This is a genomic window from Streptomyces sp. NPDC002896 (assembly GCF_040295225.1).
Taxonomy (GTDB): Bacteria; Actinomycetota; Actinomycetes; order Streptomycetales; family Streptomycetaceae; genus Streptomyces.
In genome coordinates this window covers 1-26,543 of record NZ_JBEOVA010000061.1, presented here as the reverse complement: position 1 = coordinate 26,543, position 26,543 = coordinate 1, and the positions used below count along the sequence as shown (strand labels likewise).

At 67.9% G+C, this 26,543-nt stretch carries 25 protein-coding genes and 1 pseudogene; 13 read left to right on the top strand and 13 right to left on the bottom strand.

The annotated features are described in order from the left end of the window. The first annotated feature begins 180 nt into the window (after positions 1 to 180). Together ABT009_RS45250 and ABT009_RS45245 are read left to right on the top strand one after the other, a co-directional pair. Positions 181 to 1,545 carry a HEAT repeat domain-containing protein gene (locus tag ABT009_RS45250; protein WP_351308574.1) on the top strand — a complete coding sequence of 455 codons (1,365 nt, stop codon included), beginning with the start codon at positions 181 to 183 and terminating at the stop codon, positions 1,543 to 1,545. A 303-nt stretch (positions 1,546 to 1,848) separates the two neighbouring features. Then, entirely contained in the window at positions 1,849 to 2,322 is a 474-nt protein-coding gene (locus ABT009_RS45245) for a carboxymuconolactone decarboxylase family protein (RefSeq protein ID WP_351308571.1), read from the top strand. A gap of 211 nt (positions 2,323 to 2,533) precedes the next feature. Here ABT009_RS45245 and ABT009_RS45240 read toward each other — a convergent pair. From ABT009_RS45240 to ABT009_RS45215, 6 genes and pseudogenes are all read right to left on the bottom strand, one after another. After that, a pseudogene (locus tag ABT009_RS45240) lies at positions 2,534 to 2,971 on the bottom strand (VOC family protein). A 244-nt stretch (positions 2,972 to 3,215) separates the two neighbouring features. Continuing rightward, a complete protein-coding gene (locus ABT009_RS45235; protein WP_351308568.1) occupies positions 3,216 to 4,847 on the bottom strand; it encodes a glycoside hydrolase family 13 protein in 1,632 nt (543 codons plus the stop codon). Positions 4,848 to 4,968: 121 nt separating this feature from the next. Continuing rightward, on the bottom strand, positions 4,969 to 5,892 hold the full coding sequence (locus ABT009_RS45230) for a carbohydrate ABC transporter permease (RefSeq protein ID WP_351308565.1): 924 nt from the start codon (positions 5,890 to 5,892) through the stop codon (positions 4,969 to 4,971). Continuing rightward, positions 5,889 to 6,869 (bottom strand): carbohydrate ABC transporter permease, encoded by a 981-nt coding sequence (locus tag ABT009_RS45225; protein ID WP_351308563.1) that lies wholly within the window; start codon positions 6,867 to 6,869, stop codon positions 5,889 to 5,891. Before ABT009_RS45225 ends, ABT009_RS45230 begins: the two co-directional genes overlap by 4 nt. Positions 6,870 to 6,975: 106 nt before the next feature. Continuing rightward, positions 6,976 to 8,271 carry an ABC transporter substrate-binding protein gene (locus ABT009_RS45220; protein ID WP_351308560.1) on the bottom strand — a complete coding sequence of 432 codons (1,296 nt, stop codon included), beginning with the start codon at positions 8,269 to 8,271 and terminating at the stop codon, positions 6,976 to 6,978. 219 nt (positions 8,272 to 8,490) lie between these two features. Next, positions 8,491 to 9,546 carry a LacI family DNA-binding transcriptional regulator gene (locus tag ABT009_RS45215; protein ID WP_351308557.1) on the bottom strand — a complete coding sequence of 352 codons (1,056 nt, stop codon included), beginning with the start codon at positions 9,544 to 9,546 and terminating at the stop codon, positions 8,491 to 8,493. A gap of 104 nt (positions 9,547 to 9,650) precedes the next feature. Between ABT009_RS45215 and ABT009_RS45210 the strand changes: the two genes are divergently transcribed. Next, the gene (locus ABT009_RS45210; RefSeq protein WP_351308554.1) at positions 9,651 to 9,791 is read left to right on the top strand and encodes a hypothetical protein; all 141 of its coding nucleotides are present in this window, start codon (positions 9,651 to 9,653) and stop codon (positions 9,789 to 9,791) included. A gap of 291 nt (positions 9,792 to 10,082) precedes the next feature. Continuing rightward, positions 10,083 to 11,159, top strand: a complete 1,077-nt coding sequence (locus ABT009_RS45205; protein WP_351308551.1) for a MerR family transcriptional regulator — start codon at positions 10,083 to 10,085, stop codon at positions 11,157 to 11,159. A gap of 47 nt (positions 11,160 to 11,206) precedes the next feature. Here the strand turns inward: ABT009_RS45205 and ABT009_RS45200 are convergent, their stop codons facing one another. The 4 genes from ABT009_RS45200 to pyrE form a co-directional block, all read right to left on the bottom strand. Then, positions 11,207 to 11,602 (bottom strand): GNAT family N-acetyltransferase, encoded by a 396-nt coding sequence (locus ABT009_RS45200; RefSeq protein WP_351308548.1) that lies wholly within the window; start codon positions 11,600 to 11,602, stop codon positions 11,207 to 11,209. 87 nt (positions 11,603 to 11,689) lie between these two features. Further along, positions 11,690 to 12,499, bottom strand: a complete 810-nt coding sequence (locus ABT009_RS45195) for a transposase family protein (RefSeq protein ID WP_351308545.1) — start codon at positions 12,497 to 12,499, stop codon at positions 11,690 to 11,692. Positions 12,500 to 12,645: 146 nt separating this feature from the next. Continuing rightward, complete coding sequence (locus ABT009_RS45190) at positions 12,646 to 13,917, bottom strand: MFS transporter (protein ID WP_351308542.1); 1,272 nt, start codon at positions 13,915 to 13,917, stop codon at positions 12,646 to 12,648. A gap of 636 nt (positions 13,918 to 14,553) precedes the next feature. After that, complete coding sequence (gene pyrE, locus ABT009_RS45185; protein ID WP_351308539.1) at positions 14,554 to 15,081, bottom strand: orotate phosphoribosyltransferase; 528 nt, start codon at positions 15,079 to 15,081, stop codon at positions 14,554 to 14,556. Between the two features lie 218 nt (positions 15,082 to 15,299). Between pyrE and ABT009_RS45180 the strand changes: the two genes are divergently transcribed. The 5 genes from ABT009_RS45180 to ABT009_RS45160 all read left to right on the top strand — a co-directional run bounded on the left by ABT009_RS45180 (position 15,300) and on the right by ABT009_RS45160 (position 19,894). Beyond that, on the top strand, positions 15,300 to 16,217 hold the full coding sequence (locus ABT009_RS45180; protein ID WP_351308536.1) for a cation diffusion facilitator family transporter: 918 nt from the start codon (positions 15,300 to 15,302) through the stop codon (positions 16,215 to 16,217). Positions 16,218 to 16,441: 224 nt separating this feature from the next. Further along, positions 16,442 to 18,010: an SMI1/KNR4 family protein gene (locus ABT009_RS45175; protein ID WP_351308533.1), complete on the top strand. Its 1,569-nt coding sequence runs from the start codon at positions 16,442 to 16,444 to the stop codon at positions 18,008 to 18,010. A 98-nt stretch (positions 18,011 to 18,108) separates the two neighbouring features. Then, positions 18,109 to 18,600: a nucleotidyltransferase domain-containing protein gene (locus ABT009_RS45170; protein ID WP_351308530.1), complete on the top strand. Its 492-nt coding sequence runs from the start codon at positions 18,109 to 18,111 to the stop codon at positions 18,598 to 18,600. 117 nt (positions 18,601 to 18,717) lie between these two features. Continuing rightward, positions 18,718 to 19,140, top strand: coding sequence for a DUF6924 domain-containing protein (locus tag ABT009_RS45165; protein ID WP_351308528.1), 423 nt, complete (start codon positions 18,718 to 18,720; stop codon positions 19,138 to 19,140). Between the two features lie 82 nt (positions 19,141 to 19,222). Beyond that, on the top strand, positions 19,223 to 19,894 hold the full coding sequence (locus ABT009_RS45160) for a phosphotransferase family protein (RefSeq protein WP_351308525.1): 672 nt from the start codon (positions 19,223 to 19,225) through the stop codon (positions 19,892 to 19,894). Positions 19,895 to 19,926: 32 nt separating this feature from the next. On the opposite strand, the gene ABT009_RS45155 is transcribed toward ABT009_RS45160, so the two are convergent. Next, on the bottom strand, positions 19,927 to 20,529 hold the full coding sequence (locus tag ABT009_RS45155) for a sigma-70 family RNA polymerase sigma factor (protein ID WP_351308522.1): 603 nt from the start codon (positions 20,527 to 20,529) through the stop codon (positions 19,927 to 19,929). Positions 20,530 to 20,606: 77 nt separating this feature from the next. On the opposite strand from ABT009_RS45155, the gene ABT009_RS45150 reads away from it, so the two are divergent. After that, entirely contained in the window at positions 20,607 to 21,434 is an 828-nt protein-coding gene (locus tag ABT009_RS45150; RefSeq protein ID WP_351308519.1) for an alpha/beta fold hydrolase, read from the top strand. A gap of 330 nt (positions 21,435 to 21,764) precedes the next feature. Here the strand turns inward: ABT009_RS45150 and ABT009_RS45145 are convergent, their stop codons facing one another. Then, on the bottom strand, positions 21,765 to 22,481 hold the full coding sequence (locus tag ABT009_RS45145; RefSeq protein ID WP_351308516.1) for a TetR/AcrR family transcriptional regulator: 717 nt from the start codon (positions 22,479 to 22,481) through the stop codon (positions 21,765 to 21,767). A gap of 102 nt (positions 22,482 to 22,583) precedes the next feature. On the opposite strand from ABT009_RS45145, the gene ABT009_RS45140 reads away from it, so the two are divergent. Continuing rightward, positions 22,584 to 24,284, top strand: a complete 1,701-nt coding sequence (locus ABT009_RS45140; RefSeq protein ID WP_502990089.1) for a CocE/NonD family hydrolase — start codon at positions 22,584 to 22,586, stop codon at positions 24,282 to 24,284. Positions 24,285 to 24,549: 265 nt separating this feature from the next. After that, the gene (locus tag ABT009_RS45135) at positions 24,550 to 25,206 is read left to right on the top strand and encodes an HAD family hydrolase (protein WP_351308513.1); all 657 of its coding nucleotides are present in this window, start codon (positions 24,550 to 24,552) and stop codon (positions 25,204 to 25,206) included. 16 nt (positions 25,207 to 25,222) lie between these two features. Here ABT009_RS45135 and ABT009_RS45130 read toward each other — a convergent pair whose 3' ends face one another. Next, positions 25,223 to 25,570: a hypothetical protein gene (locus ABT009_RS45130; protein ID WP_502990088.1), complete on the bottom strand. Its 348-nt coding sequence runs from the start codon at positions 25,568 to 25,570 to the stop codon at positions 25,223 to 25,225. Between the two features lie 48 nt (positions 25,571 to 25,618). On the opposite strand from ABT009_RS45130, the gene ABT009_RS45125 reads away from it, so the two are divergent. Then, positions 25,619 to 26,434 (top strand): class I SAM-dependent methyltransferase, encoded by an 816-nt coding sequence (locus tag ABT009_RS45125; RefSeq protein ID WP_351308510.1) that lies wholly within the window; start codon positions 25,619 to 25,621, stop codon positions 26,432 to 26,434. The last annotated feature ends 109 nt before the right edge of the window (positions 26,435 to 26,543 follow it).

The window sequence follows — 26,543 nt, the reverse complement described above, 5'->3', positions numbered from 1 at the left end:
CCACGGGCACCTCCGGGGCCTTGGTGTCACTCACCACGTCAGTCATCAACTGTCGCTTCCAGCTCGGGAGTTACACCAGTGACCGTACAGACCCCCATACGCGGCCAGGTGACGAAGTAGCGCCGAGTGCCTCCTTGGGCTGCGGCCGCGTTGGTGGAAGGCGGCGCAGGTTGCAGAGGCATGTCGGACCTATGCACGATCATGACGGTCGGAATGTGGACGACGCTGCTGGAGGGGGACGTGGTGGTTACCGACCTGGTAAGGGACCTCGGTGCGCCGGATCGACGCGAGGCGGCGGCGGACGCTCTGGTGGCGCTGGGTGCCCACGGGGTGGAGCGGCTGGTGCGGGAGCTGATGGACGAGAAGTCCCCTGTCGGCTGGCGGGAGATCACCGCTGTACTCGGACGAATCGGAGATGCGGCCTTCGACGGCTTGCTCCAGGGCCTCGTCTCCGCGTCCACCGAGACGTCCCGCCGCCGGGTCGGCCTCGCGTTCTCCCGCTTCGGCGCGGCCGCCCTCGACCGCTACACAGCAGCTCTCTCCCATCCCGTGCCGCTCGTTCGACGCGAGGCCACCCGCGGGATCGGGCACTGCGGCGAAGCCGGCCTGCCCGCCGTCCCCGCCTTGCTTGCGCTGCTCGGTGACCCGGACCAGGAGGTCGCTCAGCAGGCACAGGACACCCTGGTCCTCCACGGAACGCACGTGATCCCGCTACTCCAGCGCATCCGGAAGCACGGGCCCGGGCGCCGGCGCCCCCGGGCGCTGACCGTACTCGCCGAGATCGGCGGCGAACCAGCGCTGTCCCCCGCTGACGTGGCCGCCGTGGAGCGGCTCATACGCATCAAGCTCCTGGACGACCGGCCCGCACCGCTGTGGGCATGCTGGAATTACTGGATGGCCGTCCCCAGCGGGGACCAAGCCGGGATCATGCAGACGCTGGGTCTGACCAACTCCAGACCCGTGACCTTCACGCTCGGCAACGACATCATCGACTCCGACGGCCACGGCTGCGGCACGGGCGAGTACAGCGGCTACGAACGGGTCTTCGTCACGCCCGAGCTCGACGGCTGGACTCTCGTTCTCGGCGCCTGGTGCGACCCGTGCGGCGCGGAGCGCAGCGAGGACGTCCTGCGCCTGTGCACCGAGCTCAGCGCCCGCTACGGCCAGGCCCAGGCCTACTACTACGGAGGCCAGAACGACGGCTCCGCCTGGCTCGTCGCCGAGCACGGCACGGTGATCCGGCGCTACTGCGAAACCGGCGAAGCGGACGACGAACTGCTGACCCTGGGCGCGCCCCTGCCCTACGAGCGAACCCGCCGCACGGAACTCGGCCTGCGGCCCGACTGGGACGCGGCGCACGAGAGCCAGGACGACGAGGACGAGTGGAAGTGGGCCGCCAACGATCTGACCCCGGACATCGCCGGCTCCCTCGGTGTCAGCCCCCTCGCCATCGGCCCGGACACGCCGTCGCGGGGAACCGGCGTCATCGCCCTGACTCCGTACGGCGCCGCCCATGGCGTACCGACGGGCGCGTACCGCATGTGAGGCACGGCGGAAAACTGGGACAAAGCATGTCACTCAGCGTTTGTCGTCACATGGCGCCAGGCAGTTTCGTTCGGCTCATCGGGCAGACCAGAGAAAGATCCCGCGCGTGGGGTCGGGCCAGAAGTGGCGCCGGCGACCGTGATGAGCGGGAGCGACGTCTCGGCAGCGGATCTGAACGTCGTCGCGCGGTGCCCCTGCCGCGGCGCGGGAAGGGTGACGCAGGTCACATTCGTGCGTGTCACAACTTGCGGGAGCTGTTCCGTCCAAGAGGTGTATCCACCAGCAACGACACAGGAGTGCACCATGGAAGCTCGGTTGAACCTCTTCGCCAGCCCGGTCGCAGCCAAGTTCGGGAAGCACCTCGTCGCGGCGGGCAAGGTGCTCGCGGACTCGACGCTGCCGGCCGCGACGCAGGAACTGGTGAAGCTCCGCGCCAGTCAGATCAATGGCTGCGGGTTCTGCACCGACATGCACACCAAGGACGCCGCGCACGCCGGGGAGACCTCGGTGCGCCTCAACCTGGTCGCGGCCTGGCGGGAGGCCACGGTGTTCACCGATGCCGAGCGCGCTGCCCTGGAGCTGACGGAGCAGGGCACCCGCATCGCCGACGCGGCCGGCGGCGTCACGGACGAGGCCTGGGCGAATGCCGCGAAGCACTACGACGAGGAGCAGCTCGCCGCCCTGGTGTGTGCCATCGCCCTCATCAACGCCTTCAACCGCGGGAACGTCATCGTCCAGCAGCCCGCCGGCGACTACCAGCCCGGCCAGTTCCACTGACGGGACTGCCGTGGCCGCCGGTGTCGTCTGGCACCAGCAGCAGCACACACCCCAGGCACCGCTTCGCGGAGCCCGGGGTGTTGTGACTCCTTTCATCGATGTCCGCGAGCACCTGGGTTGCATGCAGAAGTCGGCAGGCGGGGGGGTGGTCGAGGACAGCGGCCTGGAAGCGCTGGCCGCCGCATTCTTCGCAGGTGGTCGCGGCCGGCCATCATGGCCGAATCGATGACCGGACGGCTCGGCGAAGCTCCTGGATGCGGATCAGGGTGCCCGCGGGATCGCGGAAGGCGCAGTCGCGGATACCGTACGGCTGTTCGGTCGGCTCCTGGACGACCTCGGCGTCTCCGGCCTACACCTTCTCGAAAGTGCCGTCGAGGTCCCGGGTGGCCAGCAGGATCAAGCCGTAGGTGCCCTTGGCCATCATCTCGACGATGGTGCGGCGCTCGTCCTCGGTGACCCCAGGGTCGGCGGCCGGCGGCGCCAGGAGGATGGACGTGCCCGGCTGGCCGACGGGGCCGACCGTGATCCAGCGCATCTTGCCCTGTCCGACCTCGCTGCGGACCTCGAAGCCGAGGCTGTCGCGGTAGAAGGCCAGGGACGCATCCGGGTCGTCATGTGGGAGGACGCTCGCGTGAATGGCGATGTCCATGGCCCTCACGCTAGGAGCGGCTCCGTGACCCGCGCTTCTCGATTCCTGATCGATCACACGTCCTTGCCGATGTTCCCGCCGGTCAGGGGCTCTTCAGTCACACCAGTCCTGATGTGTCACACACCAGATTCCAGGCCACTGCATCAGCGGCTGATGCGGTGGTAGCAGATGAGTCGGCTGTCGTGCAGGTTGGAGTAAGTCATCGTCCTGGCGGACGTCGGCCGGGACGCCCCTTCGCGGTCCGTCAGTCGCGGTGCAGCCAGACCGCTGTGTCCGGAGGCAACAGTCCGTCGTCGTCCAGCAGCCGTGAGGTGAGGAGGGGGCCGCAGGCATCGGGGAGAGGGACCGGCTGGTCGGAGAGGTTGACGGCGCACACCAGGCCGTGGCCGCGTTCGAAGAGGAGTGTGCCTTCGGGGCTGTCCAGCCAGCGGAACTCCTCGCCGCTCAGGCCCGGTTCGGTGCGCCGCAGGCGCAGGGCGGAGCGGTAGAGCTGGAGCATGGAGGTGGGGTCGGCCTGGCCTGCTTCGGCGGTGTAGGACTTCCAGTCCGCGGGCTGAGGAAGCCAGGGGGTCGAGCCGGGCGGGCCGAAGCCGAAGGGCGGGGTGTCGCCGGTCCAGGGGATGGGGACCCGGCAGCCGTCTCGGCCGCGGACGGTGTGGCCGGAGCGTTCCCAGGTGGGGTCCTGGAGGACCGACTCCGGCAGGTCCTCGACCTCGTACAGGCCCAGCTCCTCCCCCTGGTAGACGTACGCGCTGCCGGGCAGGGCCAGCATCAGCAGGGCGGCTGCGCGGGCGCGGCGGGTGCCCAGTGCCCGGTCGCAGGGGTGGTGTTGGCCGCGCAGCGGAGTCGTCACGCCGGTGTAGGCGCGGCCGTAGCGGGTGACGTGACGGGTCTCGTCGTGATTGGACAACACCCAGGTGGCGGGGGCCCCTACGGTGGCGAGGTCGGTGATGCTGCGGTCGATGACCTCTCGCAACCGGTCGGCTTCCAGGGGGGATTTGAGGAAGTCGAAGTTGAAGGCGGTGTGCAGTTCGTCGTCGCGGAGGTAGTGGGCGAGGCGGCCGGGGCGGACGTGGGCCTCGGCGACGAAGACGCGCCGGTCGAGGTAGCTGTCGGCAATGGCGCGCCAGCTGCGGAAGATGTCGTGGATGCCGTCGCGGTCCCAGTGGGGGTGGTTGTCCTGGTCCTCCCCTGTCAGTACGGAGAACTCCGGCAGCCCGAGGTCGGGGAGAGCCGGGTCCTTGGCCATGCCGTGGGCCACATCGATACGGAAGCCGTCGACGCCGAGGTCGAACCAGAAGCGCAGGATCGACTCGAATTCGGCGCGGACCTCGGGGTTGTCCCAGTTCAAGTCGGGCTGTTCGGGGGCGAACAGGTGCAGGTACCACTGGCCGTCGTCGGCACGGGTCCAGGCGGGGCCGCCGAAGGCCGCGAGCCAGTCGTTCGGGAGCAGCGAGCCGTCCTCGCCCCTGCCTTCACGGAAGAGGTACCGATCCCGCTCCGGAGAGCCGGGCGGGGCGGCGATCGCCTGCTGGAACCAGGCGTGTTGGTCGGAGGTGTGGTTCGGGACGATGTCCAGGATCACCCGCAAGCCGAGCTCGTGGGCTTCGGCGATCATCTGCTTCGCCTCGTCGAGGGTGCCGTAGGCGGGGTGGATGTCGCGGTAGTCCGAGACGTCGTAGCCGCCGTCAGCCAGGGGCGACGGGTACCAGGGGTTGATCCAGATCGCGTCGACACCGAGTTGGGCCAGGTAGGGCAGACGGGCGCGGAGGCCGGCGATGTCGCCGGTTCCGTCGCCGTCGCCGTCGGCGAAACTGCGTATGTAGACCTGGTAGATCACTGCGGAGCGCCACCAGGAGTCGCTTGCGTTGGTCACGTTGTTGGGTTCCCGACTGTTCGGTGTCCGTGTGGGGGTGAGGAGGAGGTACTTCAGTACGGCGTCGTGCGCGGCTCCCGGCGCCGTCCCGTCCGTTCGGCGCCGGGGGGCACGGCGCCTATCAGCCCTTGACGGCCCCGCTGGTGAGGCCGCGGACGAAGTACCGCTGCAGGGTCAGGAAGACCAGGATCGGGACGAGCATGGAGAACAGGCCGCCTGCCGTTACGAGTTCCCAGCCGGTGCCCTGTTGTCCCAGTAGGCCGTTGGTTGCGACGGTGATCGGCTGCTTGTCTCCGGGGCCCACGAAGATCAGGGCGACCAGGAGGTCGTTCCAGACCCAGAGGAACTGGAAGATCGCGAAGGAGGCCAGTGCGGGGGCCGACATCGGCAGGATCAGCCGGTAGAAGGTCTGGAAGTGGCTGGCGCCGTCGATCTTGGCGGACTCGATGACGTCCTTGGGCAGGGTCGCCATGTAGCTGCGCAGGATGTAGACGGCCATCGACATGCCGAAGCCGATGTGCGCGAGCCAGGCGGCCGGGAAGGTGCCGTTCAGGTGCGCGGAGGCGTAGAGCTTGATGATCGGGACGAACGCGACGTAGTTCGGCACGACGAGCAGGCTCACGATGACGATGAAGAGGGTGTCGCGTCCCTTGAACGTCATGAAGGTGAAGGCGTAGGCGGCGAACGCGGCGATGAGGATCGGCAGGAAGACAGCAGGGAGCGTGATGGCCACGCTGTTGAGGAAGGCCGAGCCGAGGTCCGCCTGCTCGATGGCCTTGGAGTAGTTGCCGGTGGTCAGGTCCAGCAGTCCGCCCGGGTGGGCGAGCAGCGTCCACCAGCCACTGGAGTTGGCGGCGTCGACACTGCGGAAGGACGTGATGACCACCCCGAGGGTGGGCACGATCCACAGGGCGCAGACGAACAGCACGCTCAGCTTGACCGGGAGCGTTCCTCCCCTGCCGCTCTTCCGCAGGGAGGACTGGGCGCCTCGCCTGGCCGGGCTGACGCGGCGCGGTGCCGTTGCGGCGATCTTCTGGGTGGTCATGCCGACTCCTCCGCCCTGAAGTGGCGAATCTGGTAGATCACAATCGGCACGATGGCGATGAGCAGCATGACGACGATCGCCGACGCGTAGCCGTAGTTGTAGTTCGTGTAGAGCTGGTTGAAGAACTCCAGGCCGACGACGTTGGTGTTGAAGGCCCCGTTGGTCATCACGTAGATCACGTCGAAGATCTTCATGACGGTGATCAGGATGGTGACGAAGACCGTGATGACCGTTCCCCGGATCTGCGGGACGATGATCCGCCAGAAGATCCGCAGCTCCCCCGCGCCGTCCAGGCGGGCCGCCTCGAGGGTTTCCGCGGGGACGCCCTTGATGGCCGCGGACAGCAGCACCATGGAGAAGCCTGCCTGTCCCCACAGCAGCATGACCATGAGCAGCAGGCTGTTGGCGTGCAGGGTGCTTTGCTGGAGCCAAGGGACGGGGTCATGGCCGAAGGCGGTGACGATCCCGTTGAGCAGGCCGGTCTGCGGCGTGCCGGCGGGCTGGGTGGCGTACATGAAGCGCCACACCGTGGCCGATCCCACGGCGCTGATGGCCATGGGCATGAAGATGATGGTCTTGGCCGCCTTCTCGGCCCTGGGTGACAGGCGGTCGGCGAGCGCGGCGACGAGCAGGCCCACCACGATGCAGGCGGCGGGGATGACGGCGATCCACAGCAGCGAGTTGAGCAGGGTCTGCCGGAAGGCCGGTGTTTCGAGGAGCTTGCCGAAGTTGTCGAGTCCGACGAAGCGAGAGCCGTCACTGTTCTTGAAGCTGTCGACGATGGTGACGACCGTGGGGTAGACCAGGTAGACCCCGATCGCCGCGATTGCCGGCGCGATGTAGAGATAGGGCTTGATCCGGTTCTCCCAGCGGCCCGGGAGAGCTTCGGCGAGCTTGTTGAGCACCCAGTAGACGGCCAGGGCGGCGGCGACACCCGCCAGCACCGTGAGCGCCGTCGAGAGTACTTGGCTGACCACGGCGGTTACCTTCCTCGTACGCGATGGGTTGTCGGTTCTTCGGCGGGCCGAGGGCGGACGGGCGCGCTGCGGTCGCCCGCCCTCGGAGGCCCTGCCGGCGTGGTGGTCAGGCGGCGGGCCAGCTGGCGTCGATGTTCTTCAGGGTGGTGTCCAGCGACTGCTCGCCCGCGATCCAGGCCGTCATCTCCTTCCAGAAGGTGCCGGTGCCGACCGCGGTGGGCATCGCGTCTGAGGCGTCGAAGGCGAAGCCGGTGGAGTCGTAGGCGACCTTGGCGATCGACTGGGTGGTCTTCAGCGGGTAGTTGCTGAGCGGGAAGTCCTTGTGCGGGGAGATGAAGGACGAGCCGTTGCTCGCCGCGGTGGTGCCCAGGTCGGTGGCCGCGAGCAGCTTCATGACCTTGCGGGCGGCCGGGCTGTCCTTGTAGATGGAGGCGGTGTCGCCGCCGCCCTCGACGGGGTTGTCGCCGCCCGCCGCGGCCGGGGGCAGGCCGAAGACGCCCACCTCGGAGTCCAGGTTCTTCTGGACGCTCTTGGGGAAGAAGCCGGTGACGAAGCTGCCCTGCTGGTACATGTAGCAGCCGGGCTTGCTGTTGAACATCGCGTTGCCGGCGGTGCCGAAGGCGTTGCTGGCGATCGCCTTGCGGCCGCCGAGCACGTTGCCGTCGGTGAAGGCGATCTTCTGGAACTGGGCGGCGGCCTGGCGCACCAGCGGCGAGTCGAACTTGATCTTGTGTGAGATCCACTCGTTGTACTTGTCGATGCCGCCGTACTTCAGGATCAGGTTCTCGAACCAGTCCGTGGCCGGCCAGCCTGTCGCTGTGCCGGACTCGATGCCCAGACACCAGGGCGTGTGCCCGTCGGCCTTGATCTTCGCGGTGAGCGTGTTGAGCTCGTCGAGGGTCTTCGGAGCGGTGTAACCGCCGGCCTCGAACGCCTTCTTCGGGTAGAAGACCAGGCCCTTGACGTTCATGCTGACCATCAGGCCGTAGGTCTTGCCGCCCACCTTGGCGACGTCCAGCGTCCCCGCGGTCATGCTCTTCTGTAGCGCCGGGAGGTCGAGGACGTCGTCCAGCGGGGTGATCTTGCCCTTGGCCGCGAGGTCCTTGATGATGCCGGGCTGCGGCATCAGCGCGATGTCCGGTACGTCGTTCGCCTGCACCTTCTGCACGATCAGCTGGCTGATGTTGTCGACCTTGCGCCACTGGACGGTGATGCCCTCCGCCTTGGCCCGCGGGGCGAGCTTGGCCTTGAGACCGTCGATGACCGGCTGGTCCATGCTCGTCCAGATCGTGATGGTCTTCTTGCCGCCTGCGCTGTCGGCGGATCCGGACGAGCAACCGGTGGCGAGCAGCGCGAGCGCGCTGAGTGCGCTCACGCCGAGAACCAGCTTCCGTGTGGGCATGTGTTCCTCCTTGGTCGGTGAGCTGGCGTCAGAGGAGCCGACGTCTCGCACCCGAGGTGAATCCGCTTGCCTCGGGCGGCTCTTGCACCGGGCCACCGCGGCGGGTTACTAATACGAATTAGTGGCGAAAAGCTAGCCCTCCCCCATTTCTCGCGTCAAGAAGCTGTTACAAGGGAGTTATCAGTGGATGTACGCGTGCTTCTGCAGGACCGGCCCGGCTCAGGCCCCGGAGGGCCCGGCCGGGGCCGCCGTGGAGTCACGCATCACGAGCGGGCAGTGCACCAGGGTGCGCCCGGTCTGCACGGCGGGCCCGCCGGCGGCCAACTGCTCGGCGGCCAGGCGCCCCATCGCGTCGTACGGCAGCCGTACGGTGCTCAGCGCCGGGTGGATCTCGGCTGCGAGCTGGAACTGGTCGTCGTACCCCATGACCGACATGTCCTCGGGCACCCGCACCCCCGCCTCCAGCAGCGCCAGGAGCGCGCCGACGGCCATCCGGTCGTTGCCACACATGACCGCAGTCGGCCGGGGGCCGCGCCGCAGCAGCTTCCGCGCCAGCTCGTAACCGGAGTCGGCATGGTAGTTGCCGGCCAGCACGGTGTGGTCCCGCGGATCGAGCCCCGCACCGCGCAGCGCCTCACGGAAGCCGCGCAACCGGGCTTTGGTGGCCCAACTGCTGACTGTGCCGGTGAGGTAGGCGATGTCCCGGTGCCCGAGGTCGAGCAGCGCCTGGGTCGCCTCCCGGCCGCCGCGCACCTCGTCGGGCAGGATCGCCGGAGTCGAGTCGTCCGGGACGAAGCAGTTCAAAAGGATCGTCGGGACCCGCTCGGCACCCTCCGGGAGCACCACCGATTTGGTGCCGGACGCGGCGAAGATCAGTGCGTCGACCTGTCGGTCGAGCAGATCGCCGACCAGTTGCGCCGCCTGACGCTTCGAGCCGCCGGTGTTGACCAGGAGCAGCAGGTTGCCGTGGCGTACGGACACCTCGTGCGCCCCCTTGATCGCGGACGCCGCGAACACGCCGAAGTCCACATCATGGCTGACGAAGCCGATGGTCGCACTGCGGCCCTGACGCAGCCCCTGCGCGGCCCGGTTCGGGCGGTAGTCGAGTTCGGCGACCGCCTGCAGGACCCGCTGCCGGGTCTCGTCACTGATCGTCTGCCCAGCCGTCCGGTTGAGCACGAAGGAGACGGTTGTCGGCGACACCCCCGCCAGTCGCGCGACGTCGCCCTGACTGGGCCTTTTCGCCCTCGGCCGGTGATCTTCATGGGTTGACACGCCGCAAGGGTACGAGACGTCCCCGCCTCTGAAAACCGGCTGCCGCACCAATCAGCCTTCGCGATTTTCACCGCATTTCACCCGTAACGAGAGGAACCCTCGACATGCCCGCATGGCTCCACTACGTCCCCGCGAAAGGCTGGATGAACGACCCCAACGGGCTGATCCACTGGCAGGGGCGCCACCACCCCCCACCTCTTCTACCCGTACAACCCGGACGGCTCGGCATGCCAGTTGGCCCTTGATCGGTGTCCCACTCTCGCTGGGAAGGTCATCGTTGCGCCGAAGCGACATGTTGAGCACGTCGTTCGTGACCTCACGAAGGTGCCTACGTTCGGCTCATGCTGGTGGTGGGCGGGAGGTCGGCCGCTCCATGTGCAGAGCGGGCAGTGAGTTGACGAGCAGGTGGGGGTTGGCGCTCATAGGCCATGGGCGGTGATGTTCTCATTCCCAACGGGCTGGGTTGACCTTCACCTTGGGGCAGGCCACAGCATCGATGGGGCCGGGCGACGCGCCCGGCATGAGGAGGATCGAGCATGGGGTTGCTGACCATCGGGGCGTTCGCGAAAGCGTCCCGGCTGTCGCCGAAGGCACTGCGTCTGTACGACGAGTGCGGACTTCTGACCCCCGCTCGCGTCGACCCGGTGACCGGCTACCGGCTCTATGCGCCGGAACAGTTGGACAGGGCCCGGCTGGTCGCCTGGCTCCGCCGCCTGGGAATGCCACTGGCGCGCATCCAGCATGTCTGCGAGCTGGAGACAGGTGCGGCAGCCCTGGAGATACGCGCGTTCTGGGCCCAGGTCGAGGCCGACACCGCCGCACGGCGGGACCTGGCCGCCTTCCTCATCGACCACCTGTCCCGGAAGGACCCTGCCATGTCCCCGACTGCCAAGCCCCTGGGAATCCGCTACGCCGCAATGTCCGACGCCGGCCTGGTCCGCGAGAGCAACCAGGACACCGCCTACGCCGGCTCTCGCCTCCTCGCCGTCGCCGACGGCTTCGGGCGAAGGGGAACCCCCGCAAGCGCCGCCGCCGTCGACACACTCAAGCGCCTCGAAACCGACAGTATCCCCGCAGGCGATCTCCTCAACGCCCTCGAAGACGCCGTCGAACAGGCCAAACAGACCGTGTGCGGCATCACCGCGACCGGCCCCTCACCGGAAGAAGCCGGCACTACGCTCACCGCGATGCTCTGGACCGGATCACAACTGGCCCTCGTCCACATCGGCGACTCCCGCGCCTACCTGCTGCGCAACGAAGAGTTCTTCCAGATCACCCACGACCACACCGTCGTGCAGTCCATGCTCGACGAAGGACGCATCAGCCCGGAAGAAGCCACCTCACACCCTCAGCGGTCCCTGCTGATACGAGCCCTCGCCCAGGGAGCCGACGCCACCGCCGACATGCGTCTGTACGACGCACAGCCCGGGGACCGCTATCTGCTCTGCTCCGACGGCCTGTCCACCGTCGTGCCGATCGATGAAATACTGCAGGTGGTCACGACGATCAGCGACCCCGAGCAGGCAGTGAGCAAGCTCGTCGAGCTCGCCAACCACTTGGGCGGCCCGGACAACATCAGCTGCGTGGTCGCCGACGTGCTGGAGATCCAATAACCGTAAACTCGCAGGAACTTGAGGCCCGGCCTCATTGCGGCAGAGAGTTACAGGGCGATCAGGCCCGCTGTCGTCTTCTTGAAGCCACAGGCATCGAAGTAGAACGGGCTCAAGTGCTCCTCGAAATCAACGTGCAGCCATTCACATTGAGCTGCGCGGGCCTCTCTGGCTGCTGTTGCGATAAGAGAGGCGCCGACCCCCCGCGATCGATGCTGCCGAGCCACCAGCGTATCGAGGATGAAGGCATGAACTCCGCCATCCCAGACAACGTTGACGAAGCCGACCAGAGAGCTGTCTTCCCACGCGCAGACCCAGCCGAGGCTGTGACGCTCGAGTCGTGCCCGCCAATCCGTCTGGTGAGGCGCATGGTCGAAGCCTTCGGCATGCAACGCATTGAGGGCTGTGTTGTCGAAGTCGCTTCCCCACTTGTACGTGATCGACACGCCCCGATCGTAGAGTCCGAGTGAACCCAAAGCCACAGATATCAGTTATGGGGCGAAGAGGACTCACTGAGGTTTTCTCACTGAAGATCACTTCCAGTGGCAGTTGAGAGCGAGGGCGGCTCGGGCTATGCCGCCGATTCGACTGGGGCTCAGGGTGACGCGCTTCAGTGTGCGCCAGCGTTCCTTGAGCTCGGCGGCGGTGCGCTCGCCGAGGGCACGGAGGTCTCTGATCAGGGTGTTCGTGGTGCGGGTGTCGGCGACGAGAGCTTGTTCTGACTTCCCTTTCGGGCGGCGGACCGGGACGTGGACGCCGATACCGGCGCCGATGTAGCCCTTGTCGGCCAGGGTCGGCAGGCCGTCGGCGGCCGCCTTGTACAACGCGGGCAGGACGTGCAGCCGGGCGGCGGTGATGTCCGGGGTGGAGCCTGGCTCGGCATCGGAGACCCACAACGGGGTTCCGTCAGGGGCCGCGAGGAACTGGACGTTGCCGCCGAAGCTCTTATGTTTCTGGCTGAACCACAGGTCGTTGCCGTTGTCCCGGGTTCCGGTGAGGCGGTCGCTCTCGATGAGCATGCCGTCGAGGATCACGTGACTCATCCCCTCTTCGCGGCAGCGGTTCAATACCTCGTGCAGGTCAGGGGCTTGAGCGGCGAGGACGTCGATGGCCTCGTGCAGGTAGCGGTAGCCGGTGGCCTGCGAGACTCCGGCGTCCCTGGCCAGGCAGTGCACGCAGCCGCGCTCACGGAACCAGCGCAGCACCATGACCGCCTGCCGGAATGTGCCCAGGACCCGCGACCCACGGGGCGTGTTGAGGCGCCGGCGATGCGCGGCGAGCAACCGGGAGAGGTGCACCACGATGTGGCGCGGGACATCGAGCGTGGCAGCATAGGTGACCAACGTGAAGCCTCTGGTTCAGCGGACGATCTTGCGGTGAGAACCGTCCTACCAGGGGCCACGTGCATCTGCTCCGTCGCCGACTGGGAGCGACATGTCAACGAGCAACGCGCTGCCATCGGGCAGGGGGTTGCTCGAGATGGTCTGTTTCAGGATGCCTTTTGGTCGGCGGGTTTCTCGATCTCGGTGGTCACCCGTGCCCCTCGGAAGAGCACCGGGAGCCACAGGAGACATGCCAGCAGGGGGACCGCGGCGTAGGTGGCCATGCCCACACTGGAGCCCAGCCCGTCCATGAGCGCGCCGAGGACGAGATAGCCGATGCCGATGAGCGCCGACTCCACGAATGCGATCATCGACAGCAGGCTCGCCCGGTGGCGCGACGGCACGGCCTCGTTGAACACGTTGTCCACGATCACGGCGGTGATCTCGGGAATCCCGACCAGGGCCAGGAACGCGGCGATGGTGACCCAGACAAGGCCGAGGCCGCTGAGGCCGAGTGTCGCGGCGAGCGTCAGGAGGGACACCGGGACTATGACCCGATACCCGATGCGCCGGTCCGCGCGGTCCGACAGCAGCGGAGTGAGCCCGCCAGTGAAGAATCCCGCCGATATGACCACGCTGACCAATGCGGTGCCTGCTCCCTGATCGGAGAGGGTCTTCTGCGTAAAAATGATGTACGGCGTCAAAGTCGCATGCATCAATCCGGACACCACGACAAGCGTCACGAGCGCCGGCGTGGCGACCCGAAGCATCGCCCGCCATGCTGTGGCGTCGCCGTGCTCCTCCTCGGCTCCGTCCTGCTCGTCCACCGCGTCCGCGCCGCGGATCTCGGGCACCCGTGACATCAGCACCACCACGGCCAGGACGAGGCACGCCGCCGAACCGACGTAGACGACTCCCCAGGAGATCTGCTGCAGTTGGCCGCCGAGGACGATGGCGGCTCCCGAGGTGACCGTCCCGAGCATGGTGAACCGGGACTTGATCTTGACGTAGTTGGCCGTTGCACCACGACGCACGAGCAGGTCGTACAGCAGGGCGGTGTCCGAGCCGGACACACATGCCATGCCCACGCCCTGCCCGATGAACAGCGGCAGGAACACCCAGTAGTTGGAGAACGTCCCCTGGCCGAGCAGACATCCAGCTATCAGCATCTGGCCGATCACGATGCTGGCACGCCTGCCAATTCGGTCGGCGATGACTCCCGTCGGCAACTCCGCAAGTCCGCTGACCAGGTAGAGCAGTGTCTGCAGTAGGGCCACTTGCCCGGCGGAGAAGCCTCGTTGCTGAAGGAAGAGGACGAATACGCCGCGCTGGAACAGCGTGTTGGCGAGCACGGCGTATACGTAGAACGGGCGCGTGACACTTCGAGCTGTATTGTCGACTGCAGCCGACCCGCTAAGGGCCTCCGTGGTGCCGGTCATGCTGCGGGCTCCCTGGTGACTCCGGTGATCATTAGCGTTGTGCCTCCGCCGCCGACCGGAACCTCCAGTCCATACTTCGCGCAGGATATTGGGCCGACCCTCCGGGAACCGTTGCCAGCGCCGCGGCCATCTTCACAGCCCGCAAGCACGGCCTCAACCCCATGACCGCCCTGCGCGACCTCTTCGCTCGAAACGTCTGGCTGCCGCCCGCTCACACGTAATCAAGCACCTGAGCAGTCACCCTCGATCCACCGCGTGAACTCCGGTGATCCTTTTCGGCCGGTTTCCGGAGACTTCTCCAGTCCGAAGCAGCGCGAGTCGCCGGGTGGCCGTCCGGGCGGGGTCTTTCGGGTCGTGGGCGGTCAGGTCGAGCGGCTGGTTCAGGTGACCATGCGCTGACCGGTTGCCGTCCACAGGTCGGCGAAGTCGTGCTCCAAGCGCCAGCGTTGGGGCAGGTGGAGAGTGAGGCGGTGAAGCCGCCAAAGGAGTGGCCGAACATGCCGACCTTGTCGAGATTCCACCCGCGCCTTCCCAGCTCGTCGAGGACGAACCGGGCATCGCCGAGGCGCGCTTCGGCCGCCTTGCCCAGCTGGTCCTTGGGGATCTCAAAACCTCACTGACTCCTGCTCAGAATGATCAGGCGACAGCAGCTCGCAGATCCCCCGCCGTCAACAACGACAACAGTTCGATGCCCTCGGCCGCGAGGGCATCGGCACCACCCTGCTCGCGGTCGATCACGCACAGAGCCTCGCGCACCTCGGCCCCCAGGCCACGCAAGTCCGCGGTCGACAGCACGATCTGTCCACCGCTGGTGACTACATCCTCGACCACCAGGACACGGCGGCCCGCGACATCGGCGCCCTCTGCAAGACGGCAGGTGCCGTACGGCTTGGCCTGCTTGCGCACGAACGCGCAGGGCAGACCCGTGTGCCGGCCGAGCGCGGTCACCACCGGGATGCCGCCCATCTCCAAGCCGGCCAGAACCTCGGTGTCGGACGGCACCAGGGCCGCCATCTCCCGGGCGACCTCGTCCAGCAGCACCGGGTCGCCCTCGAACCGGTACTTGTCGAAGTATTCCGTAGCAGTACGTCCGGACCGAAGCGTGAACTGCCCATTCAGATGGGAGACGGCGTGGATGCGGCGAGCGAGATCAGAATGTGTCACAGACAGCCAGTCTTCCAGTCGCGCCTCCAGGCCGAGACACCGGCTCTGTCCACAGCCCCGGGCCATGAAGGCTCACCCTCCTGTCGCCGACAGCCCCTCCATCGCGACACCGTGAATACGAAGCCGCCATCGTGATCACAAGCACCCCGGGGTGTGGACGCGGTCTACTCGTGGGAGGTCCGGTTGCCGCAGCAGCCGGACCCCATGATCATGGTGTGATGGCGGATGGAGAGCCGTCCCAGTCGGCGCGGCACGAGCAGCGCGCGCTGAAGGTCTCGATGGCAGTCTCGGTCGCGCTCTCTGGCGTGGCCCTGGCCTGGGGGCTCGCAGCCGGCTCGCAGGTGATCCTGCTCGACGGCGTCTACACCATCCTCGGCCTGGGACTGTCGTGGCTTGCGCTGTACGCCTCCCGCCTCGCCGCCGCCGGCCCGACGCCGCGATTCCCCTTCGGCCGGGAGTCGCTGGTGCCGCTGGTCGTGGGCGTGCAGGGCCTTGCGCTGCTCGGGACGCTCGTCTACGCCGCCGTGGAGGCCGTCCGGGTCATCCTCGACGGCGGATCCGACGTGGCGGCCGCAGGCCTGGCCGCGTACGGAGCAGTGAGCGGGCTCGCGTGCCTCGCGGCGTATGGCTTCCTGGTGCGGCGCGGTCCGCGGTCGGATCTGATCCGGGCGGAGGCGGCGAACTGGCTCGCGGGCGCCGTGACCAGCCTTGTCATCGTGCTCGGAGGCATCGTGGCGCTCCTGCTGGGTACGACGGCGTGGCGCGGCGCGAAGGTGTACGCCGACTCGGTGCTGGTCCTGGTGAGTTGTGTGATGCTCGCCGGGCTGCCCGTGCGCATGCTCCGCCAGGCCGCGTCCGAGCTGCTGGAGTCTGCGCCGGAGCCGGCCGTGCAGCAGCTGATCCACGAGGTCGTCGAGCGGGTGCGGGCCGCCGAAGGGCTTCCCGAGCCGGTGCTGCGCACCAGCAAGGTGGGCCACAAGCTCTACGTCGAGGTCGGCTTCGTGGTACCGCCGGGTCGCTGGGAGGTCGCGGACGAGGACCGCGTGCGGCGGACGCTGCGCGACAGGCTCGCTGCCCTGCCCTACAACCCTTGGATCGTCGTCGAGGTCACCACGGACCCCGAGCTGGTGCTCTGAGGCCGTGTAGAAAGTTGCGACGGAGCAAGTAGAGCAGCCGCTGCAGGCGCAGGGCGCGAGCGGCCACGGCGGTCAGACGTACGGGCAACCGCATCAGCAGCCGTACCAGCCTGCCGGTCGACGGCGTGACGTGAGACGCCGTGCCCAGCACCGAGGTGTGGCCGGTTTGTTGTCGGTGCCCACTGCCATGATGACCGGCAGTGCCGACAGGACGGGAGCTTCACATGGTTGAACGGGTCGCGCGGCGGATCGTCGAGGAGATCGTCGCGAGTGCGCCCAGGGGCTGGAGGCGAGCGGTGCTGGCCAGCTCGGCGGGCCGGGGCGGCACCCGGGTGTCCGGTCGCTACGACGTCCCCGGTGCACCCCTGTGGCAGCACCGGGTGCCCAACCCCTTCACGGAGCTGAACCAGGTGGCGGAGGCATTGCGGGAGGACCGGGGCTGGGAGCCTGTCAGCCTGGAGATCGACTGCCGGCCGTCCGGCGAGTACCGACTGACCGCGTTCACGAACGAGGTCACCAGTCAGCTCGCGAACGGCGGCGGTTTCCAGGCCGTCCTGGACACCGGCTACCGGCTGCCCCAGCCCGGCATCGAGCAGGAGGCCGGCACGGCCTCCCCGGCAGGCGACCCGGAGCGGGCAGTGGCGCGGTTCCGCACGTACCTGGAGCGGCGCGCCGCCATCCTGGGGCGGCCCGAGCAACTGCCCCCGCCCGCATCCACCGCCGCGCTCGACGAGGCCGAACGCCGCCTCGGCCACCGGCTGCCCGCCGACCTGCGAGCGCTGTACTCGATCGCCGACGGCGACGGCATCGACTACGCGCACCGCTACCTGCTCGGCGGCTACGCCTGGCTGACGGTGGAAGACCTGGTCGCCGAGCACGCGTACTACCGCCAACCGCCCTGGTTCGGCTGGGATCTGGGATGGCGCTCGGTCGTCTTCGACACCGACCCGTCCGACACCGTGCGCCGCTGCGGAGGGCACCCGGCCTGGCTGCCCTTCGCCACCGGCCAGGACGGCAACTACCTGGCGGTGGACCTGGCTCCGGCCAGAAACGGCCACCCCGGCCAGGTCATCGTCATCGGCCGCGATTACGACCACGGCCCGGCCTACGTCGCCGACTCGATCACCTCCCTCCTCGGCCGCTGCCTGGAGCTGCTGGAGCAGGGCTCCTACAAGACGTACGACGACCACATCTCACTGCGGGCGCCGGCCCGCAGCGTTGCCCCCAGGGAGATCATCGGCGCGATACCCCAAGAGGTCCCGCCCACGCTCCAGGCCATCCACATCAACGACGCCGTCGGCCCGGTCGAGCTCGCCCCGCTCACCGCCGCCCCGAACCTGCGGCTACTACACCTCAACCGCTGCTCCACGGCCGACCTGACGCCGATCCGCACGCTGCCCGTCGAGTCCCTGCGCGTCACCCTGGACGGCGATGACCTGACCGCGCTCGAGGGTCACCGCCACCTCCGCTCACTCGAGGTGGGAACCACCCTCCCCATCGACATCGCCCCGCTGCGCACCATCCCGAACCTGCGCGGCCTGGACCTCTCCCAGGCCGACGTCCGCGACCTGACCGTCCTCGCCGGCCTGCCCCACCTGCGCTACCTGGCCCTCACCACGCAGCAGTGGACCACCCTGCTGGACCAGGGCAAGGCACCGCTCACCCTCGCCGCCGCCCGCCTGGCCGACCAGGACGCCTCATTCGACGAGGCTTTGACCTGGGCGGCCCGCCTCGGCCTGAACACCGGGGACGCGCTCCGCGTCACCGGCACCTTCGGATCTGACGGCGGGTGAGCCCCCGAAAGGATGGCCCGGGCAAGCGCAGTCGGCCTCCCACACGGCAACAAATCAACGCGTCCGCCCAGACGATCACCGCTAACGTGCCAGAGGTGATGACAGCTGACGACGTACTGTCCATTCTTGCTGTGCTACGAGACGCGGACGTCGACATCTGGATCGGCGGCGGCTGGGGCATCGACGCCTTGGTCGGTGAGCAAACACGCCGGCACCGTGACCTGGACCTGATGCACCGGGAGAACCAGGAACCAGCCGTCATGGCCGCCCTTGCGGAAGCCGGATTCGCCGAGACCCTCAACTGGCGCCCCGTGCGGTTCGTCGTCACCAACCCGCTGGGGCGAGAGATCGATCTGCACCCTTTGGCCTTTGCCGCGGACGGATCCGCCGTGCAGGCCTCGCCCGACCCTGAGCACCCGTTCGTCTATCCCGCCTCGTGTTTCGTCACCGGCACGATTCAGGGCACCACCGTCCCGTGCCTGTCGCCCGAGCAGCAGATCTACTTCCACCGGGGCTACGCACCGGCCGATCACGACCGTCACGACATGGCCCAACTCCGACGAGCATTCGGAATCGCCACCCACTTCTGACCAGAGGGCGCCCGCCTACACGCAGACGGTCAGGGAGGCCGCCCCAGACGCCATCGCCAGCGGATCAATGTTTCGCCGACATCGCAATCCGTGACGTCTGTTGAGAGGATCACCCGCATGACCTTGCCCCAACCTGCGGATCTCACATCGCTTGTCCTCCGTACCGACTTCAGTGACGACGCGGCCTGGGATGCGGTACGAGCAGCGATCGACGGCGCCGATGTGCACCCCAACGCCACCTACGTCAGCGATCCCCGTTTCACCGAGGTGAGCATCCAGGTGCTGGTCGACGAGGATGCCGCGGCCGAGGAAGACGACAAGATCACCTACGCGTTTCTCGCGGACACGACCACCATGACCGAACCATCGCGCCCGCTCCTGGTCGTCGACCTGTACGACGAACCTGGGCGGACGTTCCGGGTGCCGGTGCGGTGGTTCTCTGAGATCTCCGCCAATCTGAGCATCGCCAACCTGGATTTTGCCGACTTCGCCGACACCGCTGACGGATCAGGCACGTTCCGCGGCTTCAGTGACGATTGACGTCCTCTCACGTCGCTTGGCTCTTCGAGGCGTGGCCGAGTCCAGCATTGTCGCCTGTGAGCGGCTGATGCATGCTCTGCTGGTGCATACGCTGAAACACGGCTATACCAACCGCACCGTCGGCGACGGTGCAATCGTGCACAAGACGTACGACGGTCCCGACGCCGCCGACAGACTCAAGCGCGAGCAGACCCTGCTGCGCCGCCTGCAGGGCCGGGTACCGGTGCCTCCCCTCCTCCGAGCCGGCGAACGCACACTCACTCTCGGCTTCGTCCCGGGTGTTCCCGGCCAGGACCTCATCGACGCCGACCACGCAGAGGCGGTCCTCCAGTCCTGCGGAAAGATGCTGCGGCGTATCCATGCAGCCTCGACGGACCTGCTGGATGACGGAGCAGGCAACGTGGACGGCGTGCTCGTACACGGTGACTTCGGGCCGCACAACACCCTGCTCGACCCCCAGGCCTTCCACGTCACCGCTGTGGTCGACTGGGAGTTCGCTCACCTTGGCAACCCGGTGGAAGATCTCGCCTGGTGCGAATGGATCGTACGGATGCACCACCACGAGCACGTGGACGCCCTCAGCCGCTTCTTCCGCGCATACGGCGGCTCCGTACCTTCCTGGCCGATCCGCAAGGCCGCGATGCTCGCCACATGCACCTCACTCAAGGAGTTCTGCTACCGGCGAGACCCGAGCAGTCCAAGCGTCCGGCAATGGGAAGAGCGCGCCAAGATCACAGCGGGCTGGCAGGAGTAGCCCGAACCAGGTGTCCTGCTCAAACGGCATGCTCAGGAGTCGCCCTGGAGCTGGGCACGCTGGATCTGGTGGGCCAGAGCGCGGCGCACGGAGGCTGATGCGGTAGCGGTCGTGGCCTTCGAAGGGACGTCGAGACCACGGCTGATCTTGTCGTACGCGTCCCGGTAGCTGCCGGGCAGCTCCGCCTGATGCAGTCTCAGGTCCTCTTCGACGTGGCGGCGCAGCTCATCGACGGTCTGAGGCGTGAAGCGCTTGCGTCCCCGGGCGAGGGCGTTGAGGTAGCGGCTGCAGCGGGCGGTGTCGCACAACGTCTCCGAGATTTCCTCAGCCAGGCCCCAAAGGCGCCCTTCGAGCCATGGGATGTCGTGCTGGTCAAGGGAGAGCCCCATCGCAGGCGCATCGCCCCGCCTGCTCTTCGCCACCTGCTTGGACACGGCAGCCTGACTCACCTCGGTGAGCCGGGCGATTCTGTCCTGCGTCCAGCCGAAACCGACGAACACCTTGATCATTTCCGCGCGCAGCTTCCGCATCTCCTCGCCCGCACGGATGACCTCGTTCATGCTCGCGAGCATCCGCTCGGCCTGTTCCTCGGTCAGCGTTCCCGGGTTCTGGTGCTCGCTCTCGTCCCCTGCCACAACCCGGTTATACACCCAGCAGCCCACCGCCATAACCTGGTTGTACAACCTGGTTATGGCTGACAGGATCCCGGGTCATGCCCATCTTCTCGGCACCAGACGGAACCCAGCTCGCCTACCGCAGGACCGGAGACGGCGCCCCCGTCGTCTGCATCCCCGGAGGCCCCGCCAACTCCCTCTACCTCGGCGACCTCGGCGGCCTGTCCACCCACCGCCAACTGATCGTCTTGGACCTTCGCGGCACCGGACAGTCCGCGATTCCCGAAGACCCCTCCACCTACCGCTGCGACCGCCTGGTCGACGACATCGAGGCGCTGCGCGCGCACCTGGAACTCCCCCGGATCGACCTGCTCGGCCACTCCGCCGGCGCGAACCTCGCCACGCAATACGCAGCCCGATATCCAAAAAAGGTCAGCAGACTCGCCCTGATCACCCCCAGCACCCGAGCCGTCGGCATCGCGATCACCGCAAAGACGCGATGTGAGCTCGCGCAGCTTCGCAAGAACGAACCGTGGTTCCCCGCGGCATACGCCGCCCTGGAAGCGATCACCAAGGGCACGGGCAGCGACTGGCAGGCCGTCGCCCCCTTCCTGTACGGCCGGTGGGAGGCCGCGACGCACCAGCATCATGCGGCCAGCCAGCCCCGCAACACACAGGCTGTCGCTCTCTTCGCAGCCGAGGGCGCCTTCACCCCGCAGGCCACCCGTAAGGCGCTCACCGCCTGCACAGCCCCCGTCCTACTACTCGCCGGAGAATTCGACCTCAACAGCCCACCTCAGTCGACGGCGGAGTTCGCGGGGCTGTTCGCTGACGCCACGTTCGTCGTGCAGCCGAAAGCAGGCCACTACCCCTGGCTCGACGACCGCGACCAGTTCGTGGCGACCACCGCTGCATTCCTCGGTTAGCGCCAGAGGATCTCCGCAGCTCCGTCCTGGGACTTCCTACCGACACATCCATCCGGCTGCGCGCGGAACTGCGGACTCCTCTTGCCAGCCGGGACTGACCACCTAGTCGTCATACGGCTCTTCATCGGGCCGGTTCAGGCCCCAAGTGGGAGACGGCCATTCCGGAATACCCAGAGAATCGCCCTCCGCTGCGCAGGCCGCCCAGGCGAGTGCCGCTACCGGCCGCCTGCTTCAAGCCGATCCGGGCCCTCCCCGAAACGCTATGCCCCTTCCCGCATACGACGTCGGCAGCGCTTGTGAGAACGGAAACGGTGATAAGCCGGAGCAGGATCACTCAGTGCCGAGGCCGTCGATCAGGCGGTTGAGGAACCGGGTGAACGTGGCTTCGGGGGTCAAAGGGCGTCCGGGGGCGGAGAGGGCTTCGGCGAGTTCCGGGTGGTGGCCGTCCGCGGCGACAGCGGCGAGGTAGCGGGCTTCGGCTGCGGCCCGGTCCGGAGACCGTGCTGCTGCGGACTGTGCGACCTCGTGAGCGACGTGCCCGGCCACGAACGCGGTGAGCTGGGCGAAGATCTCCAGCCTTGCCGCACCGTCCAGCCCAGTGGGCCGCAAGGCCGCAAGTGCGCGTTCCAGGAAGGCGAGGGTGTTGGGGCCGGGGGTACGGCGGGTGGACAGGGCGGCGGGCAGCCAGGGGTGCCGCAGCATGAGCGCACGTTGGAGGTGCGCGATGGTTTTGAGGTCCTCGCGCCAGTCTCCGGTGGGTGCGCCCGTCGTCGGCAGTTCGCCGCTGACATGGTCGACCATCAGCTCCAACAGCGTCTCCTTGTCCGGGGCGTAGCTGTAGAGCGACATGACTGCGGCTCCGACGCGTTGGGCGACCCGTCGCATGGTGACCGCTTCGAGTCCTTCCGTGTCCGCCAGGGCGACGGCTGCCGTCGTGATCGCCTCGCGGCTGAAGGCGGGCCTGCGGCCCCTGCGGGGCTGGGCGGGCTTCAGCCAGAGCTGTTGGGGGTCGACGCCCGCGGCGCCGGACCCGCCGTCACGGGTCACTGTCGTGGTGCTCCTTTCCTCGTCGCTGCGGCCCTTGTGGGCACCATCCAAGCATCCCTATTCTCGTACACCGTACGTAAATTGAGGAGGGGAAGAGGAACGATGGCATCACGCACGCACGACCCTGCGCCCGGGCAGGCCTGGACACCGCCTTCCACGAAGCCGCCGCTGTCCTCGCGCATGATGAGGGCGACCTGGCGCCGGCTCCCGGCGAAACTGCACGATGCCGGATGGGAGCCGGGGCTGGTGGTGCCGGCCGCCGACGGCAGTCCCCTGATCACCGACCACTACTTCCCCCGGGCAGAGGGCGACTTCCCCACGCTCCTCGTGCGCTCGCCGTACGGCAGAGGCCTGCCGTGGTCCCCGATGTACGGCATGCTCTTCGCCGAACAAGGCTTCCACGTGGTCCTGCAGAGCTGCCGCGGCACCGGCGGCTCGGGCGGCCGGTTCGATCTGTGGCGCAACGAGGCCGCCGACGGCCGGGCCACGATCTCCTGGCTGCGCAAGCAGCCCTGGTTCAACGGAACGCTGGGGACGGTCGGCCCCAGCTACCTCGGCTACGTGCAGTGGGCGCTCGCCATGGACCCACCTCCGGAGCTGAAGGCGATGGTGGTGCAGGTGGGGCTGCACGATCCCCATGCCCTGTTCCACGCAGACGGTGCGCTCCGGCTGGACAACACCCTCGCCGTCGCGGTGGGCATGACCTACCAGCACCAGGGCATCGCACCGCTGGCGAGAGCGACGCTGCGACTGCAGCGCCGGCTGCGCGACATCACCACCGCGCAGCCGCTGCGCGCGGCATGCCTGGCCGCCCTTGGTGAAGTGCCCTGGCTGGACGACGTAATGACACACCCGGATGCCAACAACCCGTACTGGCAGGGAGCGTCCCTGGCAGGGGTGGCGGAGCGGCTGCGCGTGCCCACCAGTTTGATCACCGGATGGCACGACGCGCTGGCCGACCAGACCTTCGAGCAGTACGGCCGGCTGCGTCAGGCCGGATGCGAGACGGCCCTGCTCGTCGGCCCCTGGACCCATACTTCCGCACTGCAGCGGGGCTGGCCCGAGGTGTTCGCCGAGAGCCTCGCATGGCTGCGCGCACACCTGTGCGCCGACCCCTCCGGCCTGCGCCCTACCGCAGTGCGCGTGCACATCGGCGGCGAAAACGCCTGGCGAGACCTGGACCACTGGCCACCGCCGACGGCCGCCACCTCATGGTTCCCCGCCCTGGACGGGCATCTCACCCAGCAGACCCCCACGGACATTGCGCCACTGTCGTCCATCCGCTACGACCCGGCCGACCCCACCCCGTCCGTCGGCGGCCCTGTGCTCTCCCGCGCCGCCGGACCTCGCGACAACCGCGCCCTGGAAGCCCGAGCAGACGTCCTGACCTTCACCAGCCCCCCGCTGCCCCAGCCCCTCGACATCCTCGGCCCCGTCTCCGCACGGCTGAACATCTCCACGGACACCGGATACGCCGACGTCTTCACACGCCTGTGCGACGTAGACGCACAAGGCCGCTCAACCAACGTCTGCGACGGACTGACCCGGCTACGCACGACGGGACACACGCCCAGCCAAGCCACCGTGCCGATGAGCTCCACGGCCTACCGCTTTCCCACAGGTCACCGCATTCGCTGGCAGATCAGCGGAGGCGCCCACCCCCGCTACGCCCGTCATCCCGGCACCGCGGATTCGACGGTCGACGCCATCACCTTCACACCGGTACGGATCACGCTCCACGCAGACTCAGCATTGATACTTCCCTGCAGTTCCGGGCCCACTCGACCCGGAGACTGCGTCTGACACCTCGAACCCACCGTGCCGCCGACCCAGCCCCGGCGCCCGAACAGCGCGTAGATCCGCCAGGCGCCCCCGATGACACGCCCACAGCACACGCGTTCCGTAGAGGCCGACCGCCTGTTGGCTTCGGCACTCTTCGATGGCCCCGGAGGACAGCGCGATTTGGGCGTACTTGGTGATCTTCGTGCCATGATCTGACAACAGGAACCGGCCCCGCCTCGCCGAGCGGCAGGGCTGGGGTCGGGCAGGCTGAGGGAGTGGGGCGTCTGTGCAGCGGTTGGCATTGTTCGACCTGGACAACACCCTCGTCGACCGGCAGCTCGCCTTTTCTGTATGGGCGGCGGAGTTCGCCGGCGAGCGCAAGCTCGGAGGCGAGGCAGCGCGTTGGCTGATCACTGCGGACAGGCAGGGTGCCCGGCCTCGGGACCAGTTCTTTCGCGAGGTGCGGGAACACTTCGGTCTGGCGGAAGCCGCTGACGAGTTGTGGGCCGCATATCGCGCCCGGATGCCGGACCTCGTCCGATGCGACCCGCAGGTGCTCGATGGCCTGTCACGGCTTCGGGCCTCGGGCTGGCGCGTGGCCATCGTCAGCAACGGGATGGCCGACAACCAGCTGATGAAGATCGAGCGGTCCGGGCTGGGCGAGCGGGTGGACGCCTGCTGCGTCTCCGGCGATGTCGGCATCCGCAAGCCGGACGTCCGGATCTTCCAACTGGCCGCTGAACGATGCGGTCTGCCCCTGACCGGCGGCGGTTGGATGATCGGCGACAATCCCGGGCACGACATCGCGGGCGGCCGCGCCGCCGGGCTGCGGACAGTGTGGGTGGGTGGGCAACGACCTTGGCCCGAGGGCGCTTTGCGGGCCGACCGGACGGTTGCGGACGCGTCGGCTGCGATCAGTCTTCTACTGGATGGGCGGCCGTAGCGGGCGATGGTCTTGGTCAGCTGACGTTCGTCGGCGGCCTCGACGGAAGGGCCTGCTGGTAGTCCGCCAGGTGATCGAGGCGCCACTGGCTGGCTCCGGTCTCCGCGGCGTCCGTTTCGATGCGCTGGACCAGCGTTTCCTGATCGGCATGGAGAGCGAAGTGGTGCACCGGGATCCCCGCGTTGTGAAGGCCGGATTGGAGCTCATCCCAGTAATCCTCCACGAGCACCGACTGGGGGATGACGAGAGTCCCGCCGACGTAGTCGAGGATCTGGGCTGCCGTCTCCACCACCAGATGGCGCCATGGTCTCCAGTCCTTGAAATCTCGGACGGGGACAATCGGCCCGAGGACAGGGCGGAGCATGAGCCCGACTGTCTCGAAGTCGAAGGCCCCCCGTGCGATGCTGATCGCATGGCCAGCGAGGCGAGGTTCGAGCCCGACCTGTACCGGGGCACCGCCGGATACTACGACCGGTTCCGGCTCCCCTACCCCGACGTGATGATCGCCGACCTCGCACGCCGGGCAGCCCCGTCAGGGCGTGGACGCCTGCTCGACCTGGCATGCGGCACCGGCCAGCTCGCCTTCCCGCTGCGCGGCTGGTTCGCCGAAGTGTGGGCCGTGGACGCCGAACCCGACATGACCGAGGTGGTCCGCGCCAAGGCGGTCGCCGCCGACGCGGCCCACATCCGGACGGTCACCACCGGCGCCGAGGATCTGCACGCCGGGCCAGGAAGCTTCGAGCTGATCGTCATCGGCAACGCCTTGCACCGGCTCCGCCGCGACCTGGTCGCCCAGCGCGCCTACGCCTGGCTCAAGCCCGGCGGCTGCATCGCACTGTGCTGGTCGACCGGCCCGTGGACAGGCCCCCAGGACTGGCAGCGGGCGCTCGACAGCCTGCTGCGCACATGGCAGGACTCCCTCGGCGCATCCGGCCGCGTTCCGCCCGGCTGGGACCGGGCAAGGCAGCAGGACCCTGACCACGACGTATTGTCCCGTGCCGGGTTCGAACCCGCCGGACGCCACGAGTTCTCTGTCGAGCACCACTGGACGATCCGTGAACTCGCCGGGTACATCCGGTCGACATCGTTCCTGCCGCCCTCGGTGCTCGCGGACCGCGCCGCTGAGTTCGACGCCGACCTCACCGCCGAACTCAGCCGCCATACGGCCAACGACCGCCTCACCGAAACGGTCAGCTACGCCTACGACCTGGCCCGCAAGCGTCTCTGATTGGCTTAGTGAGCCTAAGAAGCCGTTGTCTTTCCGAGAGTGACGGCTGTGTTTCTGCTGGTCAGACATAGTTCCGCTGTCGTGCGGCAGTGATGGCATGTTGTGTTGT

What these genes read in the sequence shown, in the direction of transcription:
- ABT009_RS45250 (WP_351308574.1), top strand. Translation starts at nt 181, where the DNA reads ATGTCGGACCTATGCACGATCATGACGGTCGGAATGTGGACGACGCTG.
- ABT009_RS45245 (WP_351308571.1), top strand. Translation starts at nt 1,849, where the DNA reads ATGGAAGCTCGGTTGAACCTCTTCGCCAGCCCGGTCGCAGCCAAGTTC.
- ABT009_RS45230 (WP_351308565.1), bottom strand. Translation starts at nt 5,892, where the DNA reads ATGACCACCCAGAAGATCGCCGCAACGGCACCGCGCCGCGTCAGCCCG.
- ABT009_RS45220 (WP_351308560.1), bottom strand. Translation starts at nt 8,271, where the DNA reads ATGCCCACACGGAAGCTGGTTCTCGGCGTGAGCGCACTCAGCGCGCTC.
- ABT009_RS45210 (WP_351308554.1), top strand. Translation starts at nt 9,651, where the DNA reads ATGCCCGCATGGCTCCACTACGTCCCCGCGAAAGGCTGGATGAACGAC.
- ABT009_RS45205 (WP_351308551.1), top strand. Translation starts at nt 10,083, where the DNA reads ATGGGGTTGCTGACCATCGGGGCGTTCGCGAAAGCGTCCCGGCTGTCG.
- ABT009_RS45190 (WP_351308542.1), bottom strand. Translation starts at nt 13,917, where the DNA reads ATGACCGGCACCACGGAGGCCCTTAGCGGGTCGGCTGCAGTCGACAAT.
- ABT009_RS45180 (WP_351308536.1), top strand. Translation starts at nt 15,300, where the DNA reads ATGGCGGATGGAGAGCCGTCCCAGTCGGCGCGGCACGAGCAGCGCGCG.
- ABT009_RS45175 (WP_351308533.1), top strand. Translation starts at nt 16,442, where the DNA reads ATGGTTGAACGGGTCGCGCGGCGGATCGTCGAGGAGATCGTCGCGAGT.
- ABT009_RS45170 (WP_351308530.1), top strand. Translation starts at nt 18,109, where the DNA reads ATGACAGCTGACGACGTACTGTCCATTCTTGCTGTGCTACGAGACGCG.
- ABT009_RS45165 (WP_351308528.1), top strand. Translation starts at nt 18,718, where the DNA reads ATGACCTTGCCCCAACCTGCGGATCTCACATCGCTTGTCCTCCGTACC.
- ABT009_RS45150 (WP_351308519.1), top strand. Translation starts at nt 20,607, where the DNA reads ATGCCCATCTTCTCGGCACCAGACGGAACCCAGCTCGCCTACCGCAGG.
- ABT009_RS45140 (WP_502990089.1), top strand. Translation starts at nt 22,584, where the DNA reads ATGGCATCACGCACGCACGACCCTGCGCCCGGGCAGGCCTGGACACCG.
- ABT009_RS45130 (WP_502990088.1), bottom strand. Translation starts at nt 25,570, where the DNA reads ATGCTCCGCCCTGTCCTCGGGCCGATTGTCCCCGTCCGAGATTTCAAG.
- ABT009_RS45125 (WP_351308510.1), top strand. Translation starts at nt 25,619, where the DNA reads ATGGCCAGCGAGGCGAGGTTCGAGCCCGACCTGTACCGGGGCACCGCC.